Origin of the sequence: Pseudovibrio sp. Ad37, from assembly GCF_001623075.1 — a bacterium.
GTDB lineage: Bacteria > Pseudomonadota > Alphaproteobacteria > Rhizobiales > Stappiaceae > Pseudovibrio.
Genome location: NZ_LMCF01000024.1, coordinates 200816 through 218055, shown reverse-complemented (window position 1 = coordinate 218055; position 17240 = coordinate 200816). Strand labels below are relative to the sequence as shown.

16 protein-coding genes are annotated in these 17240 nt (G+C 51.1%); 13 read left to right on the top strand and 3 right to left on the bottom strand.

Going from position 1 to position 17240, the window contains the following annotated elements; translation table 11 throughout:
* Positions 1–32: 32 nt before the first annotated feature.
* Entirely contained in the window at positions 33–1811 is a 1779-nt protein-coding gene (locus tag PsAD37_RS07335; RefSeq protein ID WP_063295569.1) for an acyl-CoA dehydrogenase, read from the bottom strand.
* 321 nt (positions 1812–2132) lie between these two features.
* Here PsAD37_RS07335 and PsAD37_RS07330 point away from each other — a divergent pair, with 321 nt between their 5' ends.
* From PsAD37_RS07330 to PsAD37_RS07290, 10 genes are all read left to right on the top strand, one after another.
* Positions 2133–3122, top strand: a complete 990-nt coding sequence (locus PsAD37_RS07330; RefSeq protein WP_063295568.1) for an L-threonylcarbamoyladenylate synthase — start codon at positions 2133–2135, stop codon at positions 3120–3122.
* 643 nt (positions 3123–3765) lie between these two features.
* Positions 3766–4686, top strand: a complete 921-nt coding sequence (locus PsAD37_RS07325) for a histone deacetylase family protein (protein WP_063295609.1) — start codon at positions 3766–3768, stop codon at positions 4684–4686.
* Between the two features lie 37 nt (positions 4687–4723).
* Complete coding sequence (locus tag PsAD37_RS07320; protein ID WP_208985567.1) at positions 4724–4978, top strand: exodeoxyribonuclease VII small subunit; 255 nt, start codon at positions 4724–4726, stop codon at positions 4976–4978.
* A 780-nt stretch (positions 4979–5758) separates the two neighbouring features.
* Positions 5759–7660 carry a 1-deoxy-D-xylulose-5-phosphate synthase gene (gene dxs, locus PsAD37_RS07315; RefSeq protein ID WP_063295567.1) on the top strand — a complete coding sequence of 634 codons (1902 nt, stop codon included), beginning with the start codon at positions 5759–5761 and terminating at the stop codon, positions 7658–7660.
* Between the two features lie 128 nt (positions 7661–7788).
* Positions 7789–9174, top strand: a complete 1386-nt coding sequence (locus PsAD37_RS07310) for an MFS transporter (protein ID WP_063295608.1) — start codon at positions 7789–7791, stop codon at positions 9172–9174.
* Positions 9175–9212: 38 nt separating this feature from the next.
* Entirely contained in the window at positions 9213–9626 is a 414-nt protein-coding gene (locus tag PsAD37_RS28005; protein ID WP_153039688.1) for a hypothetical protein, read from the top strand.
* Positions 9627–9711: 85 nt separating this feature from the next.
* On the top strand, positions 9712–10185 hold the full coding sequence (locus PsAD37_RS07300; protein WP_208991748.1) for a copper chaperone PCu(A)C: 474 nt from the start codon (positions 9712–9714) through the stop codon (positions 10183–10185).
* Between the two features lie 29 nt (positions 10186–10214).
* A complete protein-coding gene (locus PsAD37_RS07295; protein WP_063295564.1) occupies positions 10215–10817 on the top strand; it encodes an SCO family protein in 603 nt (200 codons plus the stop codon).
* 50 nt (positions 10818–10867) lie between these two features.
* The gene (locus tag PsAD37_RS28310) at positions 10868–11014 is read left to right on the top strand and encodes a hypothetical protein (RefSeq protein ID WP_164845264.1); all 147 of its coding nucleotides are present in this window, start codon (positions 10868–10870) and stop codon (positions 11012–11014) included.
* 33 nt (positions 11015–11047) lie between these two features.
* On the top strand, positions 11048–11782 hold the full coding sequence (locus tag PsAD37_RS07290) for a TlyA family RNA methyltransferase (protein ID WP_063295563.1): 735 nt from the start codon (positions 11048–11050) through the stop codon (positions 11780–11782).
* A 75-nt stretch (positions 11783–11857) separates the two neighbouring features.
* Here the strand turns inward: PsAD37_RS07290 and PsAD37_RS07285 are convergent, their stop codons facing one another.
* A complete protein-coding gene (locus PsAD37_RS07285) occupies positions 11858–13924 on the bottom strand; it encodes a methyl-accepting chemotaxis protein (protein ID WP_063295607.1) in 2067 nt (688 codons plus the stop codon).
* A 357-nt stretch (positions 13925–14281) separates the two neighbouring features.
* Between PsAD37_RS07285 and PsAD37_RS07280 the strand changes: the two genes are divergently transcribed.
* The 3 genes from PsAD37_RS07280 to PsAD37_RS07270 all read left to right on the top strand — a co-directional run bounded on the left by PsAD37_RS07280 (position 14282) and on the right by PsAD37_RS07270 (position 16367).
* A complete protein-coding gene (locus PsAD37_RS07280) occupies positions 14282–15547 on the top strand; it encodes a class I SAM-dependent RNA methyltransferase (protein WP_063295606.1) in 1266 nt (421 codons plus the stop codon).
* A 140-nt stretch (positions 15548–15687) separates the two neighbouring features.
* Positions 15688–16023 carry a hypothetical protein gene (locus PsAD37_RS07275; RefSeq protein WP_208860097.1) on the top strand — a complete coding sequence of 112 codons (336 nt, stop codon included), beginning with the start codon at positions 15688–15690 and terminating at the stop codon, positions 16021–16023.
* Positions 16024–16076: 53 nt separating this feature from the next.
* Entirely contained in the window at positions 16077–16367 is a 291-nt protein-coding gene (locus PsAD37_RS07270) for a DUF1330 domain-containing protein (protein ID WP_063295561.1), read from the top strand.
* Between the two features lie 21 nt (positions 16368–16388).
* Here the strand turns inward: PsAD37_RS07270 and PsAD37_RS07265 are convergent, their stop codons facing one another.
* The gene (locus tag PsAD37_RS07265) at positions 16389–17126 is read right to left on the bottom strand and encodes a trans-aconitate 2-methyltransferase (protein WP_063295560.1); all 738 of its coding nucleotides are present in this window, start codon (positions 17124–17126) and stop codon (positions 16389–16391) included.
* Positions 17127–17240 lie beyond the last annotated feature (114 nt).

Below are 17240 nucleotides of genomic sequence, written 5' to 3'. Positions count from 1 at the left end.
CACCCTTTAAATACGGTTGACTGCCTCTTGGATCAGGCAAGTTCAGCAGCATCGAATGCAAGAATTGCTTCAGCTGCGCGTGTTACGTCGTCTTTCAGCGGAGCGCTCTCACCCAAAACAGTTTCTGCAAAGCTGCGCGCCATCAGGTAGCGCGGCTTCTTCAACGTCTCCGGTGCATCCTTGGATGCCAGCGCGCCTTTTGCCAGCAAGCCTGCGCCTAGGGTGATACCTGCCAGACGCAGGTATGGCGTCGCACCTGCAAGCGCTTCAGGAACCTTCCCATCAGCCTGCGCGGCCAACATCCATTCGGTAGCGGTTTCCAGATCAGCAACGGCTGCATCAAGCTTGGCGCCAAGATCACCCAGCTCGCCGGTGTTGTCGGCGTTCACACTCGCTGCGATCTCCTTGATCTCAGAGATGAGGCTGCGCACCTGATCACCACCGGACATTGGCAGCTTACGCATCACAAGATCGATGGACTGAATGCCGTTGGTGCCTTCATAGATAGGAGCGATGCGTGCGTCACGGAGATGTTGGGCTGCGCCGGTTTCTTCAATGAAGCCCATACCACCGTGAATCTGGATACCAAGCGAGGCGACATCCACCCCAAAGTCGGTGGAGAGTGCTTTTGCGATTGGTGTGAGCAAGCCAGCACGCTCTGCCCAGAACTTCTTCTGGTCTGCATCTGGCGCGACTTTCGCCATGTCCAGTGCGTGCGCGCAGGCGTAACAGATTGCGCGGGCAACCTGCGTCTGTGACTTCATTGAAAGAAGGGTACGTTTAATATCCGGGTGAACCGCGATCGGGTCCATACCATCGGTCTTTGACCCAACGCCGCGGCCCTGTTTGCGGTCCAAAGAGAATGCCAGGGATTCCTGGAAGGCACGCTCTGCGATGCCGAGGCCCTGCACACCCACTGCGAGGCGGGCGTTGTTCATCATGGTGAACATGCAGGCTAAGCCTCTGTTTTCCTCACCGATGAGCCACCCAACGGCACCGCCCTTATCGCCAAAGGACATGGTGCAGGTTGGAGAGCCGTGGATGCCGAGCTTGTGCTCCACACCAGCTACGGTCACGTCATTCTTTTCGCCGAGACTGCCATCGTCGTTGACGAAATACTTTGGCACTGCAAACAGCGAGATACCACGCGTGCCAGCTGGCGCGTCCGGTAAACGTGCCAGCACCAGATGGACCACGTTCTCCGTCATGTCGTGGTCACCATAGGTGATGAAGATCTTCTGGCCAGAGATCTTGTAGGACCCGTCTCCCACTGGCTCTGCCTTGGCACGTAGAGCGTTCAGGTCTGAGCCTGCTTGTGGCTCAGTCAGGTTCATTGTGCCTGTCCACTCGCCACTGGTGAGCTTTTCGAGGTACTTGGCTTTGAGTTCTGGGGAGCCATGCTTCTCGATGGCCTCTACAGCGCCTGTGGTGAGTGTAGGGCACAGAGTGAAGGCCATGCTGCCTGCGTTCCACATCTCAAACACGGCAACATGGAGCATGTTTGGAAGGCCCTGCCCTCCGTACTCCGGGTCGCCCGTCAACGCACTCCAACCACCCTGACGCCAACTGGTGTAGGCCTCTTTCCAGCCCGGTGAGGTTTTGACGCTTCCATCGATCAATTGTGCCGGATTTTCATCTCCAACCCTATTGAGTGGCGCGATCTCTTCCTCTGCAAACTTTGCTGCCTCGCCCAGAATAGCTTCGATCAAATCATCCGAAAGCTCTTCCTGTCCCGGCTGCGCCTGAAGCTGTCCTAAACCTGCGACTTCTTTCAGCGTGAATACAATTTCACTCAGTGGTGCACGATACATTTTGTTTTCCTCCCCTTCTAAGGCCGCCTGCCTTCCATATAGGGCCAGCAAACCGCCTTAGAGATGTATTTATGCGTAGTCCGCACCGACAGCTGGCGGCCACTCCTCGGAAATACGCGTATATTTGCGCATACTCTCATCCGAAAACCGACGCTCACGTCTCGGGAATACGCTATAGCGACTTGACGAATTGGCTTTTGCCCATCAAAAGGCCGCTACAGAATTTTTCCTGTTTGGGACAGTAGTGTGATTAACCTATACGTCAAGCGTCCCTTAGAGGCAGGTAGCCCCCTACATTCGTCTTAGTAAGAAAGAAAAGGTATGAAACTCTGGCGCTTACACCCATCTGACACCCAGTTGGAAGATACGCAAATTTTCCAAGATATTTGCGATGCGCTGAGCGATGGGAAACTCGTCGCGATACCTACTGAGACGGTATATGGACTGGCTGCAGATGCAACCAATGGCAAAGCCTGTGCTGGTATATATGAGGCGAAAGGGCGGCCAAGTTTCAACCCCTTAATTTCTCATATAGATAGTCTGGAAGCTGCACAAACCCACGCTTTTTTTTATGACCGCGCTCTCAAACTCGCCGAGGCTTTTTGGCCGGGTCCGTTGACTCTTGTGTTGCCAAAGCGACCAACCAGCCCGGTCTCGGATCTGGCTGTGGCAGGTCTTGAAACAATTGCGCTCAGAGTACCTCGTTCAGAGGTGATGCGGGCATTGTGCAAGCATACGGGACGCCCGCTGGCTGCGCCTTCGGCCAACCTTTCTGGACGGATCAGCGGCACGACTGCAGAAGATGTTATCAACGATCTTAAAGATCACTTGTCTTACCTCATCGATTCCGGGGCGACCTCTGTGGGGGTTGAATCAACAATCGTTTCGCTTGTGGGGGACCGCCCAACACTTCTGCGACCTGGTGGCCTTGCCCGTGAAGATATTGAAGCTGTGCTTGGTGAAACTCTGGTGCGTGCGGGAACAGATGACAGCGCCCCGATGGCGCCCGGGATGCTGACATCCCACTACGCTCCCAACTCCCACATTCGCCTGAATGCAGAGGATGTGGCGGAAGGGGAAGCGTTGATTACCTTTGGTGCTAATCTGCCCAAAGGCTCCGATAAAGCTGCCAAGCTGGTTCCTCTCAGCGACTCAGAAGATCTGACCGAGGCTGCTGCGCGCTTGTTTACTGCATTGCGTCAGGCTGATCTTGGAGAAAACGGTAAAATTGCAGTCATGCCAATCCCTCATCATGGACTGGGGGAAGCTATTAATGACCGGCTTGCCCGTGCTGCTGCTCCCCGCGATTAAACGCTGTTCAGAACGCCGAAAACAGACCGCGCTTTGCCTTCTTCTTTGTATTTACTCAAGACCTCTCCGCTGCAACCCGTTGAGAGCACAGGATAACTACCCCTGAATACTTTGGGCTTATTGTATAATTCCTTGTATTTATGCAACACTTAAAGAATAGGTGTTAACCTATTCTCTTTCCGCTCAGTATGAATTCAAGGAGTGGGGGAATAATCAGCGTGCAAATTTAAAGAATTGGCCCAATATTACAGTCATGTATTTCTTAGAGATGCAGCGGACCTCCCCCACGAGCAACACAGATTGCTCGCACCTTTAATCCGGGGTTGCGTGTTATACACGCACTCCGGATTTTTCTTGTCTTACTCACGGGACAGCCGGGCATTCCACGCAGGCATAACCACTGAGATTTATCAGCACCTCATCCCAATTACCGAGATAAACTGGAGGGGTGTACAATTGACAGACTGCGCAGCAATGTGGACTTGTATATGTAATTCGCCCAATTTTTCACAGGATTGGATTTAGGTGCCACCACACTAGAGTAAGTGTGCCCACTTCGCGCTCTAACGTCGCTATTGGAGCGATCTCTAAAACGGGCTGTGTACCTGACTTCATTTTTAACGGGTTCAATATCTTGAGTACTTTGCTGCTGCACCATCAGGCTTTTTTAAATCATCTTACTCCGCTTGGTCATCCAGAACGCCCTGACCGTTTGCTGGCTATTGATCGTATGCTTGAGAACGAAAGGTTCTTCATGCTGGATCGCGATATCGCGCCATTTGGGACGTTTCAGGATATTGCCCGGGTTCACAGCTCTGACTACATCAACTCCATCCACAACATGAACCCTGAAGAAGGCCTCATCGACTTTGCGCCAGACACCAACCTGTCTCCGGGGAGCTGGGAAGCGGCGATGCGAGCTGTCGGCGGCTCTACGCGCTGTGTGGATGAAGTGATGAGTAAGCGCGCTTCCAACGCCTTTGCTGCTTGCAGACCTCCAGGACATCACGCAGAATCCGCTCTTACCTCTGGCTTCTGCCTGTTTAACAACGCCGCGATTGCTGCCCGCTATGCGCAAGACGTTTATGGGCTGGAACGTGTGGCAATCATGGATTTTGACGTTCACCACGGAAACGGAACTCAGGAAATCTTCTGGAACGATCCAACCGTGATGTACACCTCCACTCACCAAATGCCGCTGTTTCCAGGCACCGGTGCCGTGAATGAAACGGGTGAGCACAACAACATTGTCAACGCCCCACTCACGGCAGGCGATGATGGAACTCAGTTCCGCGAGGCCCTTGATTACGCGATTTTGCCGCGCATCCGTGAGTTCTCACCGGATCTGATCATTATATCCGCGGGCTTTGATGCTCATGAACGTGATCCACTTGGCGGCCTGCGCCTCACAGAGCTAGACTTTGCGTGGGCGACCCGCAAACTCATCGAAATTGCGGATGATTGCTGTCAAGGACGTGTCGTTTCGCTTTTAGAAGGTGGGTATGATCTGGAAGGTCTTGCGCGATCTGCCGCCGCTCATGTAATGACATTGATGGATTACTAATTGGGAGTGCACCTACTCCCAACTGAGCGAGGACAGTTTGGTGACAGAAGAAGCAGCCGGTTCCATTGAAAACCTTTCCTTTGAGCAAGCATTAGCTGAGCTGGAAACCATTGTTCGCAATCTGGAACAAGGCAACGTGCCTCTGGAAAAGAGCATTGAGCTTTATGCTCGGGGAGAAGCCTTGCGTGAAAAGTGCGATGGCTTGCTCAAAGCTGCTGAAGAGAAGGTAGAGAAAATCCAGATGAACACATCTGGAAACGCAGTTGGCACAGAAGCGCTGGACGAGCAATAAATTCAGCTAATATGGAATTGAAATTCTAGTTCTAAACACAATAACTAGAATTTTCGCTCCAGTACACGCGTTCATTTTTTCAACAGACCCCGCCTTGAGCGGGGTTTTTTGTTTGCACCTGATTCATCAGGAACGTCGTTTTACTTAAATGATAAAAATTTCGTGATAATTTATTATTTAGCCTACTAAATAAAATTGGACAAAAACTATTGAGCACATAACACACCCGTTATTCTATTGAGCCGATAAGTTTTAATTGGAACAATACTTAACCGGAGATATTTCACAGAATATTATTTCAAGACAGAGAATACAAAGCACTGGATAGATCGTATAACCGACCGGACGGTCTAGTTTAAATCGACAAGTATTCTTCATTTATCGCCGGATATTGGTATAGGCAAAAAAAAGGGGGCTACGAAAACCGTAGCCCCAAGTCGATCACTGTGCACGTGGCCCCATCGACCACACATTCGACATAGGACGTTTCGTCGCAGATTGCATCACCCCATGGGGTGACAAAAGCGCAATTAATACTAGCAAATGAAAAAAAATACGTTCTCATCCCCTATTGACACAGGTTTTGAAGAGGCATCCCTACAAAAGGACCTAGCATAAACGATCAATTATTCATGACAGGCAATTGCACAGAGGGCAGGCTTGCTATAATCGTGGTCAATTACGGAAGACAGTCGTTTCGGCCATAATTTAGAACATATGCCATGGTCGGGTCGTTCTGTGTTAAGCTGCCAAATAGTCAAAAGACTTAAGAAGACCCTGATGTCCCTGCTAGATCAAATTCAAAACCCATCTGATCTCAAAAAGGTCCCCGAGGACCGCCTTCAACAAGTTGCTGAAGAGCTTCGAGAGGAGATGGTTGATGCTGTTTCTGTTACAGGAGGGCATTTAGGAGCTGGATTAGGTGTTGTTGAACTCACCGTTGCGCTCCACCATGTCTTCGACACGCCCAAAGATCGGTTGATCTGGGATGTAGGACACCAGTGTTACCCGCACAAAATTCTGACTGACCGCAAAGAGCGTATTCGCACACTGCGTCAGGATGGCGGCTTGAGTGGCTTCACCAAGCGCTCCGAGAGTGATTACGACCCATTTGGTGCCGGACACTCTTCCACTTCTATTTCAGCTGGTCTTGGCATGGCTGTGGCCCGCGACCTTGCCGGCGGCGATAACAATGTGATCGCTGTGATTGGTGATGGCGCGATGTCCGCTGGCATGGCTTATGAAGCCATGAACAATGCGGGCGCGCTGAACTCCCGCCTGATCGTTATTTTAAACGACAATGACATGTCGATCGCTCCACCTGTTGGTGCCCTTTCCGCGAGCCTCGCGCGTCTTGTTTCCGGCAAGACTTATAAGGGCTTCCGCGAGGCGGCTAAGCAGGTCGCAAGCGCATTGCCAAAACCACTGCAGGAAAAAGCAGCGCAGGCAGAAGAGTTTGCCCGCAGCTTCTTTACCGGCGGCACACTGTTTGAAGAGCTTGGTTTCTATTATGTCGGCCCCGTTGATGGGCATAATCTGGATCACCTTCTGCCGGTCCTAAAGAACGTTCGGGATGCCAAAGAAGGCCCGATCCTCGTTCATGTGGTGACCCAGAAGGGTAAAGGCTACCTGCCTGCCGAGAATGCAAGCAACAAATATCACGCCGTTGCCAAGTTTGATGTTGTGACGGGTGAGCAGTCTAAGCCGAAACCGAATGCACCCGCCTATACTCGCGTTTTTGCCAATGCACTAATTGAAGAAGCGAACAAAGACGAGAAAATCGTTGGCATCACAGCTGCGATGCCGGACGGAACTGGCCTGGATGTGTTTGAGAAAGCTCATCCAACCCGCATGTTCGATGTGGGCATTGCTGAGCAGCATGCTGTGACATTTGCCGCCGGCCTTGCCTCTGAGGGTTTCAAGCCGTTCTGTGCGATTTACTCAACTTTCCTCCAGCGTGGCTACGATCAGCTCGTTCATGATGTTGCAATCCAGAAGCTGCCTGTGCGCTTCCCGATTGACCGCGCTGGTCTGGTTGGTGCGGATGGCGCAACGCATGCTGGTTCATTTGACACTGCATTCCTCTCCTGCCTGCCGGGCATGGTAATCATGTCACCTGGTGATGAAGCAGAGCTGGTTCATATGGTTTCCACTGCTGCGGCTTATGATGAAGGCCCGATTGCCTTCCGTTATCCACGCGGTGAAGGCATTGGCATTGATCTGCCGGAATTCGGCATGCCTCTGGAGATCGGCAAAGGCCGTATCGTAAAAGAAGGTTCCAGCGTTGCTTTGGTTTCATTGGGTGGTCGTTTGCAGGAAGCCCTGAGGGCTGCCGATACGCTTGATGCAGCGGGTCTTTCAACAACGGTTGCTGATGCACGCTTTGCCAAACCGCTTGATACAGAAATGATCGTGCGCCTTGCTAAAGAGCACGATGTGTTGATCACCATCGAAGAAGGTTCTATCGGCGGCTTCGGAAGCCAGGTGCTTCAGTTCCTCTCTGACAACGGTTTACTTGATGGCTCTCTTAAAGTTCGCAGCATGATCCTGCCGGACGTTTTCCAGGACCACGCGAAGCCAGAGACCATGTACAAAGATGCCGGATTAGATGCATCAGGGATTGTACACCGTGTCTTTGAAACCCTTGGTAAAGCAGAGGATTTGCCGTTAAGGCTGGTGTAGAACATTGTATTTGTGTTCATAACTCATCAAAAAATTAAATGAGGGGCAGCTTTCGCTGCTCTCCTTATTTTCTTTTTGCATATGATATGTAGTGTGAATCCAGTTTTACATCGTTGGCTGGTGCGCGCATGATACTGCTGCTTGCAACCTTTGCGTCCTTGATGCTGTCCACCGCCCTGATTCTTGCAGGGCATGGACTTTCTTCGACGCTTATCCCCCTCAAAGCTGATTTGGCCGGATTTGGAGACCTCCAGATTGGTCTGATCTCGTCCAGTTTTTACATTGGCTTTGTGATTGGGTGCCTGTTTGGTCCGTTTCTCATTCTGCGGGCCGGTCATATCCGTGCATTTGCTGCACTTGTTTCTTTGATGTCTGGCGCCGCACTGCTCCACCCTATTCTGGTGGATCCTTTGGCGTGGGCGCTTTTCCGCATCATCACTGGTGTGTGTTTTGCTGGCATCGTTTTAGTTGTTGAAAGCTGGTTGAATGACCGGGCAACTAATGAGAACCGTGGCACAGTCATGTCGCTTTACATCATCTGCTATCTGGGTGCCACCATGGGTGGCCAGCTGATGATTGTGGGCTTTGACGTTAGTACCTTTGTGCCATTTGCAATTGCGTCAATTTTTGTCAGCGTTGCGGTGGTTCCCGTTGTGCTCACCAAAGCTGTTCAGCCAGCTCCTATTACGTTGGTGCGTTTCCGCCCGATCAACCTCTATCAGACCTCAGCTGTGGCCCTGATTGGTTGTTTGCTGATTGGCCTTGCCAACAGTTCCATGTGGGCGCTGGCGCCGCTTTACGCCAAGCAGATCGGCTACAGCACCAACGAGGCGGCGTATTTTGCAGCGGCCATCGTTTTGGGTGGTGCGATTACACAGTGGCCGATTGGTCGTCTGTCTGACCGTGTAGACCGTCGTATCATTATTTTGCTCTTGGGCTTCGCCGCGGCAGCGGCAGCACTGGTCCTCTTTACGCTTGAGAGCGGAAACTTCTGGACCACATTCACCGTATTCCTGATCCTTGGCATGGCTAGTCAGCCAACATACGCGATTGTTGCTGCCCACGCATTCGACTATGTGGAAGCAGAAGACTACGTCGAAACATCTTCCGGCGTTCTGATGTCGAACGGAATCGGGTCGATGATTGGACCAACCGTTGCAGCAGGCCTGATGTTCAGTATCGGTCCTGAAGGGCTATTCATATGGGTGGCACTTGTTGAAGTAGCTCTTGCGCTCTTCGTTGTCAGCCGCCTGGTTATTCGCCCTGCAGACGAAGACCTGGAGAAGACAGACTTCGAATACGGTGCAACATCCAACATGGGTGCCGTGCTCACGCCTGACCCGCTAGATATCGAAGATCCTTACGTTATTCCGCCTGAAGAGTTCCCTGCCTATGAACAGGATGAGGGCATGGCGTCAGAAGAAGTTGGTGATTTGCCAAATCGCAATGATGAGGATGAAAATCCGCCTACAACTGATGAGACTCAGGATAATTCCAAATGCCCTCCTGACTGAGTGTAGACACACTCAGCGGAAGCAACTAAGAAAGACCCATGGTCAAGCCAAGTAATACATTACATGTACTCAGAAGCGAGCGGCATCCGCTCGTCTTGCTTGCTGGCGTTGCGATGCTGGCCCGAGTACTGTTGCTTGTCCTGAGTTTTTCCGGCGCAGCTGCTGATCCTTCGGTTGCTGCGCTTATGCAATTGTGTGCCCCTTCAGGCGGCTCGCAGATTGCAAAGGTCGAAGGCTCCACTCATACCGAAAATCCGTTGGGAATAGGCTGCGATTGCACGTTCATGTGCCCGCATACGTCCAAACAGGCGACTTATTTTTCGATAGAGCCCGAGAACTGGCAGAGTCCTACCCTTGTGGTTGCTGGTTCTCTCTCCCTTGATAGTGCTCTCGTAATTGACAGAAGCCTCCGTGGTCATAATTTCCTCATCCGGGCTCCTCCAGTCGCCTAGGTTTTCCCTTGATCAACAAAACCTGATTTGACTGATCTCTTCTGCCTGAGTTTACAGGTAGGGAGCTATTCCTTGGATGGATATTATGAAAACACGTGCTCTTCTTGTTACAGCAGCTCTTGTTGCGTTCACTGGTTCTGCTGCTCTCGCGGACAGCATTCAACACGGTGACCTGACCATTAAAGATGCCTGGACACGCGCTACTCCACCAAAAGCAAAAGGTGGCGGAGCTTTCGTTTCTATCACCAACAATGGCAGCGAAGATGCACACCTGACAGGTGCAGTTTCCGGCTATGCCAAGCGTACTGAAATTCACGAAATGGCTGTGAACGATGGCGTCATGAAAATGCGTAAGCTGGACGATGGCATTGTTATTCCTGCTGGCGAAACACTTGAGTTGAAGCCTGGCAGCTACCACGTCATGTTCATGGGTCTGAACCAAGCATTCAAAATGGGTGAAGAGCTCAAAGTTACTCTGGAATTCGAAAAAGCCGGTCCAGTAGAAGTGACATTCCCAGTTATGAAAATGGGTGCAAAATCCGGTAAAATGCACCACTAACCAATTGAACTGTGCACGGGTGGATTAAGATGAACGTTGCGAAAACAATTCGATATGGAGCGTGGGCTGCAGTCGCATTGCTCGTTGCCGCAGTTTCTGCTGTAACAGTAATGAAGTTTGTGAACGAGGATGTCCCGCAGGCTGCCACTGTGCAGATCGGTGGCCCGTTTGAGCTGGTTGATGGCAAAGGACAAGTCTTTACAGACAAGAACCTTGATGGCAAACCAACTCTGATGTTCTTCGGCTTCACATACTGTCCTGATGTGTGCCCAACAACCCTCTCTGATATGCAGGGATGGATTGATAATCTGGGCCCGAAGGCAGATGACCTGAACTTCGTTTTCGTCAGCGTTGATCCTGAACGCGATACACCAGACGTTATTGCAGATTATGTTGCTGCGTTTGGCTCTCACGTCGTTCCACTGACAGGCTCCGTCGACCAGGTTAAAAAAGTCGTCAAAGACTACCGCGTTTATGCGAGAAAAGTGCCATTGGAAGACGGTGATTACACCATGGACCACACCGCAGCTGTTTACATGCTGAACGGTGATTTGGATTTCGTGGGAACCATCAGCTATCAGGAACCTGAAGAAACAGCGCTTCCAAAAATCAGAAAGTTGCTTGGTAGCTAATATAAGTTTAGGGTGTCTGAGTATTCAGGCACCCTTTTTTGGATGAAGATATGAAAGATCATGCAGCTCTCTATGCTGGCACAGCTGCCGTTGGACTTCTGCTGATCGCAGCCACCGCATTCCTTTGGATGCGCTATGGCAATTTGCTTTTCTCAGACAAACTGTTAAATGCACTGGCTGGTTGCTTCGGCCTTTAGGCTAAGCTTTTAATCATCCCAGTCAGGTGACATATGCGGCTTGATCAATTCCTCGTCGAACATGGCTATTTTGAAACGCGGGCCCGTGCTCGTGATGCAATTTTGCGCAACACAGTCATGATAGACGGTACGCCTGCAAAAAAGCCTTCGCAGAAGATAGCGGGCAAACCTGACATCACTATCGATGATCCGGCCTCTGACTATGTCTCCCGCGCTGCTTTGAAGCTCATCAAAGGCCTGGAGCATTTTGACCTCGACCCTGCTGGGAAGATCTGCCTCGATATTGGCGCCTCGACTGGAGGCTTCACGCAGGTTCTGCTGGAGCATGGTGCTCAGATTGTCCATGCCATTGATGTTGGACATGATCAACTGGCGGATAAGATTTCCAACAACCAACGCGTTGTCCGTAAAGACGGACTGAATGCCCGTGAGCTGACGCTTGAACATCTAGAAGGTCAGCATCCGGAGTTTCTGGTTTCCGATGTGAGCTTTATCTCTCTGAAACTTGCCTTACCACCAGCTCTTGAGCTGGCTGCTGATGGTGCTGTAGGTGTCTTCCTCGTCAAGCCACAATTTGAAGCTGGACGTGAGCGGATTGGGAAAGGTGGTCTTGTTACTCTTGAGATTGCAGAGGAGATCTCTGTTGAGCTGCAAGAGTGGATGAATGCCCAACCGGGTTGGTCCGTCCTTGGCATCACCTCCTCCCCGATCAAAGGTGGTGACGGAAATGCTGAGTATCTGATGGCCTGCCAAAAGACACCAGCATAGTTTTCGTGAAGCCCTCTCCCGAGGCATAGAAGTGCTCAGGAGAGGGTAGTCCAGTGCTTCTTTAAAGTCTCGCAATTATGCGCGAAGCTGAGACACGAAGCCTTCCACGCGTTCTTTGAGCTCTTCAGCAAGATCAGTCAGATCCACTGAGGCCTTTTTTACGCTCAACGCGGAGTCGCTGGTATCCTCTGCCGCTTTGCCTATGTCATTTACGCTGGCGAAGACTTCCTTGGTTCCGTTGGATGCAAGCTCGGCACTTCTGGCAATCTCACTGGTTGCCACGCCCTGCTCTTCAACTGCAGCAGCAATATTGGAGGCTACTTCGTCAAGTTCGCTGATGGTTTTGGAAATGCCCGCGATCTCATCAACAGCTCCTTGCGTTGCTTCCTGAACGCCGCTGATCTGTTCAGCAATGCTTTGGGTTGCCCGCCCTGTTTGATTAGCCAGATCCTTCACTTCATTAGCAACTACGGCAAACCCTTTGCCAGATTCCCCAGCTCGGGCCGCTTCAATAGTGGCATTCAAGGCAAGAAGGTTGGTCTGATCGGCAATGGCATTGATGATATCAATCACTTCGCCAATTTTCAGCACGGCTTCGGAAAGACCACGCACGGTGATGTTGGTTTGCTCGGACTTAGAGACTGCCACTGCAACCGTTCTTGAGGCCAGATCAACCTGCATCCCAATTTCGCGAATGGATGCTGTCAGCTCCTCCGCTGCAGAACTAACGGTTTGTACGTTAACAGAGGTCGCCTCTGCAGCACTTGCCCCAGCTTGTGCACGAGACTGTGCTCTCGTTGCAGCAGGCTCAAGCACCTCGGCATATGACTTCATGCCTGTGGCTGCGGATGAAACAGTCTGCACGACGGTGCCCACGCTCTTTTCAAAGTCAGAAACAATCCTCGTCCGCGTGGCCTTCTCTTCTGCTCTGCGCTTACTTTCCTGCTCTTTCTTGTCTGCCTCCATCTCCTTTACTTTGATGGCATTGTCTTTGAACACCCGTACAGCAGTGATCATGTCCGAGATCTCATCCTGCTGGCGGCGCTCTGAGATATCGACATTCAGATTTCCTGATGCCAACTCACCCATAACCCTGGTCAGAGAAGAAATTGGCTTGCTCAAAGAACTGGCAAATATCCATGCGCCCAAAGCTGCAAAGAGTGCGAGAACGACACCCAAGACAGAAACAAGTGAGAACATCTGATTGGATGCTTCAAGGATCTTACTGCGTGGGATGGTGATGACTAGCAGCCATGGCTCTTCGGTTTTTGCGATGCTGATTGGAACACCGACTTGCAGCATTTCAACATTACCGACCTGCGTGTTGGGCAGAATGCGGGTTTTTCGGGAGTTTAACGGCTCAAGAATTGCTTTTGAAAAACCAGCTGAACCAGCAGCTTTGGACACAAGCTGGCTATCTGGATTGGAAACAATTGTTCCGGAAGAGCTGATCAGCGTGAGATAGCCTTGCTCATAGGGATGCATGCCATTCAATCGCTCCTGTATGTCAGAGAGCGCAATGTCCACACCGGCAACACCGTCTCTGGCTCCAAAGCCATCCACCGGTACAACAAGAGATGTGATTAGGGTATCCACGCCACCAACAGAGTAGGTGTAGGGCTCCAGAATGATCTCTTCACCACTTCTTTGTGCAAGCAAGTAGTAGTCACCTGCCCCATCCTTTTCATAATCGACAAGTGCTTCCCGGCCAATCTGTCCACCCGAGCGGAACCAGTACGGGATAAATCTTCCGGTTTGGTCATGATATGGCTTATTGGCCCAGCCCTGATCCTTGCCATCAAATGCATTAGGTTCCCAAGCCGCCCAACTGCCAATCAGTTGTTCATTGCTCTTGAGGACGCTTTTGAGGATCTCAGCAGAAGCGTCACGATTAGCATCCCCACTTTTCCTGAGTGCATCTAATGCATTGGCTGTGTTTCGCGCGACGGCAAAAGATTGATCCAGTTCAGCTTTGACGACGGCTGCACTTTCCTTGGCGATTTCGTTAGAAAGCCTGATTGCTTGTTCTTCAATAACTCCTGCCCCAATGAACAAGACAGATCCCGATGAGGCAACCATCGACACCAGCGCAATCACGACGACCCAAAATGTCAATTTCCCTTTTAATTTCAAAGACGGCATTGAAAACTCCTGCAGAACATCGCCGATTATTTTTGGGGAAGTTGCAGCCATAGAATGTATACCTACACGCATGCAACCAGCACATTACGTTGGGAAATCGATCAAATAGACAAACAAAAAGTTTATTTCAGAGAACATTTTAAATAGATCGACAAAATCTCATCTGAAACTCAGTATAAAGTGGCGCTGAGTACGCCTATACAGCAATTTTCCACATTACCTTTGCGTCATAGAGGATTACTTCCCCTAGATCAGATCGAAGACTAAACATCGCCGCCCATTCTCCCTCAAACAGAATGCCGGACTTCGCGAGATCAAGCATTGCATGTCTCAGTGCAGCGCTGTAAACGCTGTGCCATGTCTAAGAAGCCTGAAGCCACTGTAGAAACCCTCCGTATTGCACGCCTTGCCCATAAGGGTGATGGTGTTGCCGAGACCGATGCCGGACAGATCTTTGTTCCCTATACACTTGAGGGCGAGCTTGTCAGCGCCCAGGTGCAAGGAACACGTGCGGAACTTAACGAGATCATTGAGCCGAGCGCGCATCGCGTCGCGTCCGTGTGCAAGCATTTCAGCACATGTGGCGGCTGCTCTTTGCAGCATATGGATGAGGCTTCCTACAAGAACTTCAAGCGGCAACAAGTGATTGACGCGCTGGCCTCCCGTGGCATTGAAACGCCAGTGGAAGATGTTGTGGTTTGCGGCAAGGGCAGTCGTCGCCGTGCTGTGTTTGCAGCTGTAAAAGCAGGCCATAAAGTGCTGTTTGGCTATCACACAGCTAAATCCAACCGTCTTGTTGACATTGAAGAATGCCCTGTGATTGCGCCTGAGCTCATGAAAGCCGTACCGGGACTTCGCAAGCTTGCTGGCGAAATTTTGCCGCGTAAGGGCGAACTGAAGTTCACCGTGACGACAACACAGAGCGGCCTTGATGTTGCTATTGGTGGGTTGGGTAAAAACAAAGACAAACATTACCTTGAACTGTCACAGGGTGCTGTTGAGAATGACTTTGCACGCCTGACTGTTGATGGTGAGACAATTATTGAGATCCGTCCTCCTTTACTGGACATGAGCGGCGTCGCTGTTCCAATCCCGTCCGGTGGCTTTATCCAGGCAGCCATGAGCGCCGAAAAAACCATGGGCGATCTTCTTTCAGAGGGTTTGAGCGGCTGCAAGCGTGTAGCTGATCTGTTCTGCGGTGCGGGCACGCTGACCTTCAATATCGGACAGTTTGCCAATGCGCATGCGGTGGAAGGCGAAGCAACGTCACTGAAAGCGCTTGATCTTGGATTGCGCCGGGCCAAGGGCCTTAAGAAAGTCACTACTGAACGCCGGGATCTGTTCCGCCGACCAATTGTTGCTAAAGAGCTTGATAACTTTGGCAAGGGTTTTGATGGTGTGGTGTTTGATCCGCCGCGTGCTGGTGCTCTTGCCCAAGCACAGGAACTTGCTAAGTCTCCAGTCAAGAAGATCGTTGCTGTTTCCTGCAGCCCTGCCAGTTTTGCTCGTGACATTCGAGAGTTGCTGGAAGGTGGCTATCAGATCAAACGCGTTGTACCGATTGATCAGTTTCTCTATTCCCCTCATGTTGAAGTGGTTGCTCTGCTGGAACGCGGCGCATAAGCGGTGATTATGCAGGCGGCAAGTTGCGAGTAATTTGCCGCCTTCCCTGAACTTTCGATATTTGCCCTAAGTTTGAAAGCCCGTGTTACGGAAGCTTCACGCCCCTTGTGTATACTTAACCAAGTTTGTGACGCGCACAGGTGGTCGAGCCATTGATCAAGGGCCTTTCAGTTTTTGCCGCTATCATTTGCATCGTACTGGGCCTGCTCACGGTCTGGACCCCTATTCCAACGGGCGTACCGCTGTTGGCGCTGGGGACAGTCCTGCTGATTGCCACAAGCCGCAGGTTTGCAAAATTCGTACGGCGGCACAGGAAAAACTTCACCTGGCTCAATCAGGCTCTGCATTGGATTGAAGTACGATCCAGTGGTCGTTTCAAGAAGATCATCCGCCGGACCCGCCCACGTTATTTCAAGCGGCAAAGAGGCAAAGGGCAGCCTTCCCCTAAAGATAACGGCACTAAGTCTGCCGCGTAATTTCCCAAGACAACCAAATCAGGTAGGCTCTTTTCCAATTACAGGAGAAGTATATGCCAGCTTACGTCATTGTTGATACAAAAATTGAAGATCCCATCGCCTATGAGGATTACAAGGCCCAGGCTCGCCCGATTGCTGAGAGCTTCGGCGGCATCTACAGGGCACGTGGCGGTGATATGGATGTGGTTGAGAATGATTTATGGATACCACACCGTCTCGTCATTGTGGAGTTTCCAAATATGGAAAAGGCGCAGGCGTTTTTGAACTGTCCGGAGTATGCCCCTGTTGCCAAGATCCGTCATGGTGCTGCTAAGTGTAGCCTGACGATTATTGATGGGGTGTAAGTTCTGGGAGCCTGAGGAGCGTTAGGTGCTCAGGCCACCGCTGACGATAATGAAAGGTGCAGCATCATTCAGGTTGAGTGCTGACCAGTCCCCATAGGAAGCTGTTGCGCGCAGGCCAACGGCTTCCAACAGGTCGCGGATATGATCGCGATGCACGAAGCGGCGCATGTTGTTTCTGGAGTAATGCTGACCATCGCTGTCGTAGTGGGTTTGCATGGACACGAGACCGTTTTTGTCTGGCCCGGCTGTATCCTGCCACAGCGACACTCTTTGCCCTTCAACTGAGCGTACCAAAAGAGGTTTGCCTTTCTGGCCCCACTTCTCCCATGGGCGTGCTTTCGGGTTTTCCATGCCGAAGGCGAATTTGCCATTTGGTTTCAGATGAGCAGCGATGGTTTGGAGAACGAGAATCTGATCCGTATTGGTTGCAAAGGCCTGGAAAGCATTGCCAGTGATGATAATGCGGTCAAATTTCTGATTGAGGTGCACCGTTCGGGCATCTGCTTCCAACCACGTTACCGTCTCAGACCGTTTCACGGCTTGTGCGATTTTCTTCGGATTTCGGTCAACACCAACAGTGTCTACACCTTGTCTGGACAGCGCGTTGGACAGTGCACCTGTGCCGCAGGCAATTTGCAAAACGCTTCCACCTGGCGTGCAAGCGAAGTTGAAAAGATAATCATCATCGGCCCCCCAATCCTTATCCAGACTGGTAAAGCTGCATGTGTTTCCCTTTGTCTCCGTGCGGTTCAGCTGCATGATAATTGCCTTCCGGGTGCTGTCCTTCCTAATAAAAGTTAGGTTAAGAGTGTTAACGTCTTGTAACAGGATAAGCGGATTTGCGGCTAAACAAAGAATTCTGAGGTATTTAAT

What these genes read in the sequence shown, in the direction of transcription:
- PsAD37_RS07290 (WP_063295563.1), top strand. Translation starts at nt 11,048, where the DNA reads ATGCGGCTTGATCAATTCCTCGTCGAACATGGCTATTTTGAAACGCGG.
- PsAD37_RS07285 (WP_063295607.1), bottom strand. Translation starts at nt 13,924, where the DNA reads ATGCCGTCTTTGAAATTAAAAGGGAAATTGACATTTTGGGTCGTCGTG.
- PsAD37_RS07330 (WP_063295568.1), top strand. Translation starts at nt 2,133, where the DNA reads ATGAAACTCTGGCGCTTACACCCATCTGACACCCAGTTGGAAGATACG.
- PsAD37_RS07270 (WP_063295561.1), top strand. Translation starts at nt 16,077, where the DNA reads ATGCCAGCTTACGTCATTGTTGATACAAAAATTGAAGATCCCATCGCC.
- PsAD37_RS07295 (WP_063295564.1), top strand. Translation starts at nt 10,215, where the DNA reads ATGAACGTTGCGAAAACAATTCGATATGGAGCGTGGGCTGCAGTCGCA.
- PsAD37_RS07265 (WP_063295560.1), bottom strand. Translation starts at nt 17,126, where the DNA reads ATGCAGCTGAACCGCACGGAGACAAAGGGAAACACATGCAGCTTTACC.
- PsAD37_RS07280 (WP_063295606.1), top strand. Translation starts at nt 14,282, where the DNA reads ATGTCTAAGAAGCCTGAAGCCACTGTAGAAACCCTCCGTATTGCACGC.
- PsAD37_RS07300 (WP_208991748.1), top strand. Translation starts at nt 9,712, where the DNA reads ATGAAAACACGTGCTCTTCTTGTTACAGCAGCTCTTGTTGCGTTCACT.
- dxs (WP_063295567.1), top strand. Translation starts at nt 5,759, where the DNA reads ATGTCCCTGCTAGATCAAATTCAAAACCCATCTGATCTCAAAAAGGTC.
- PsAD37_RS28005 (WP_153039688.1), top strand. Translation starts at nt 9,213, where the DNA reads ATGGTCAAGCCAAGTAATACATTACATGTACTCAGAAGCGAGCGGCAT.
- PsAD37_RS07335 (WP_063295569.1), bottom strand. Translation starts at nt 1,811, where the DNA reads ATGTATCGTGCACCACTGAGTGAAATTGTATTCACGCTGAAAGAAGTC.
- PsAD37_RS28310 (WP_164845264.1), top strand. Translation starts at nt 10,868, where the DNA reads ATGAAAGATCATGCAGCTCTCTATGCTGGCACAGCTGCCGTTGGACTT.
- PsAD37_RS07310 (WP_063295608.1), top strand. Translation starts at nt 7,789, where the DNA reads ATGATACTGCTGCTTGCAACCTTTGCGTCCTTGATGCTGTCCACCGCC.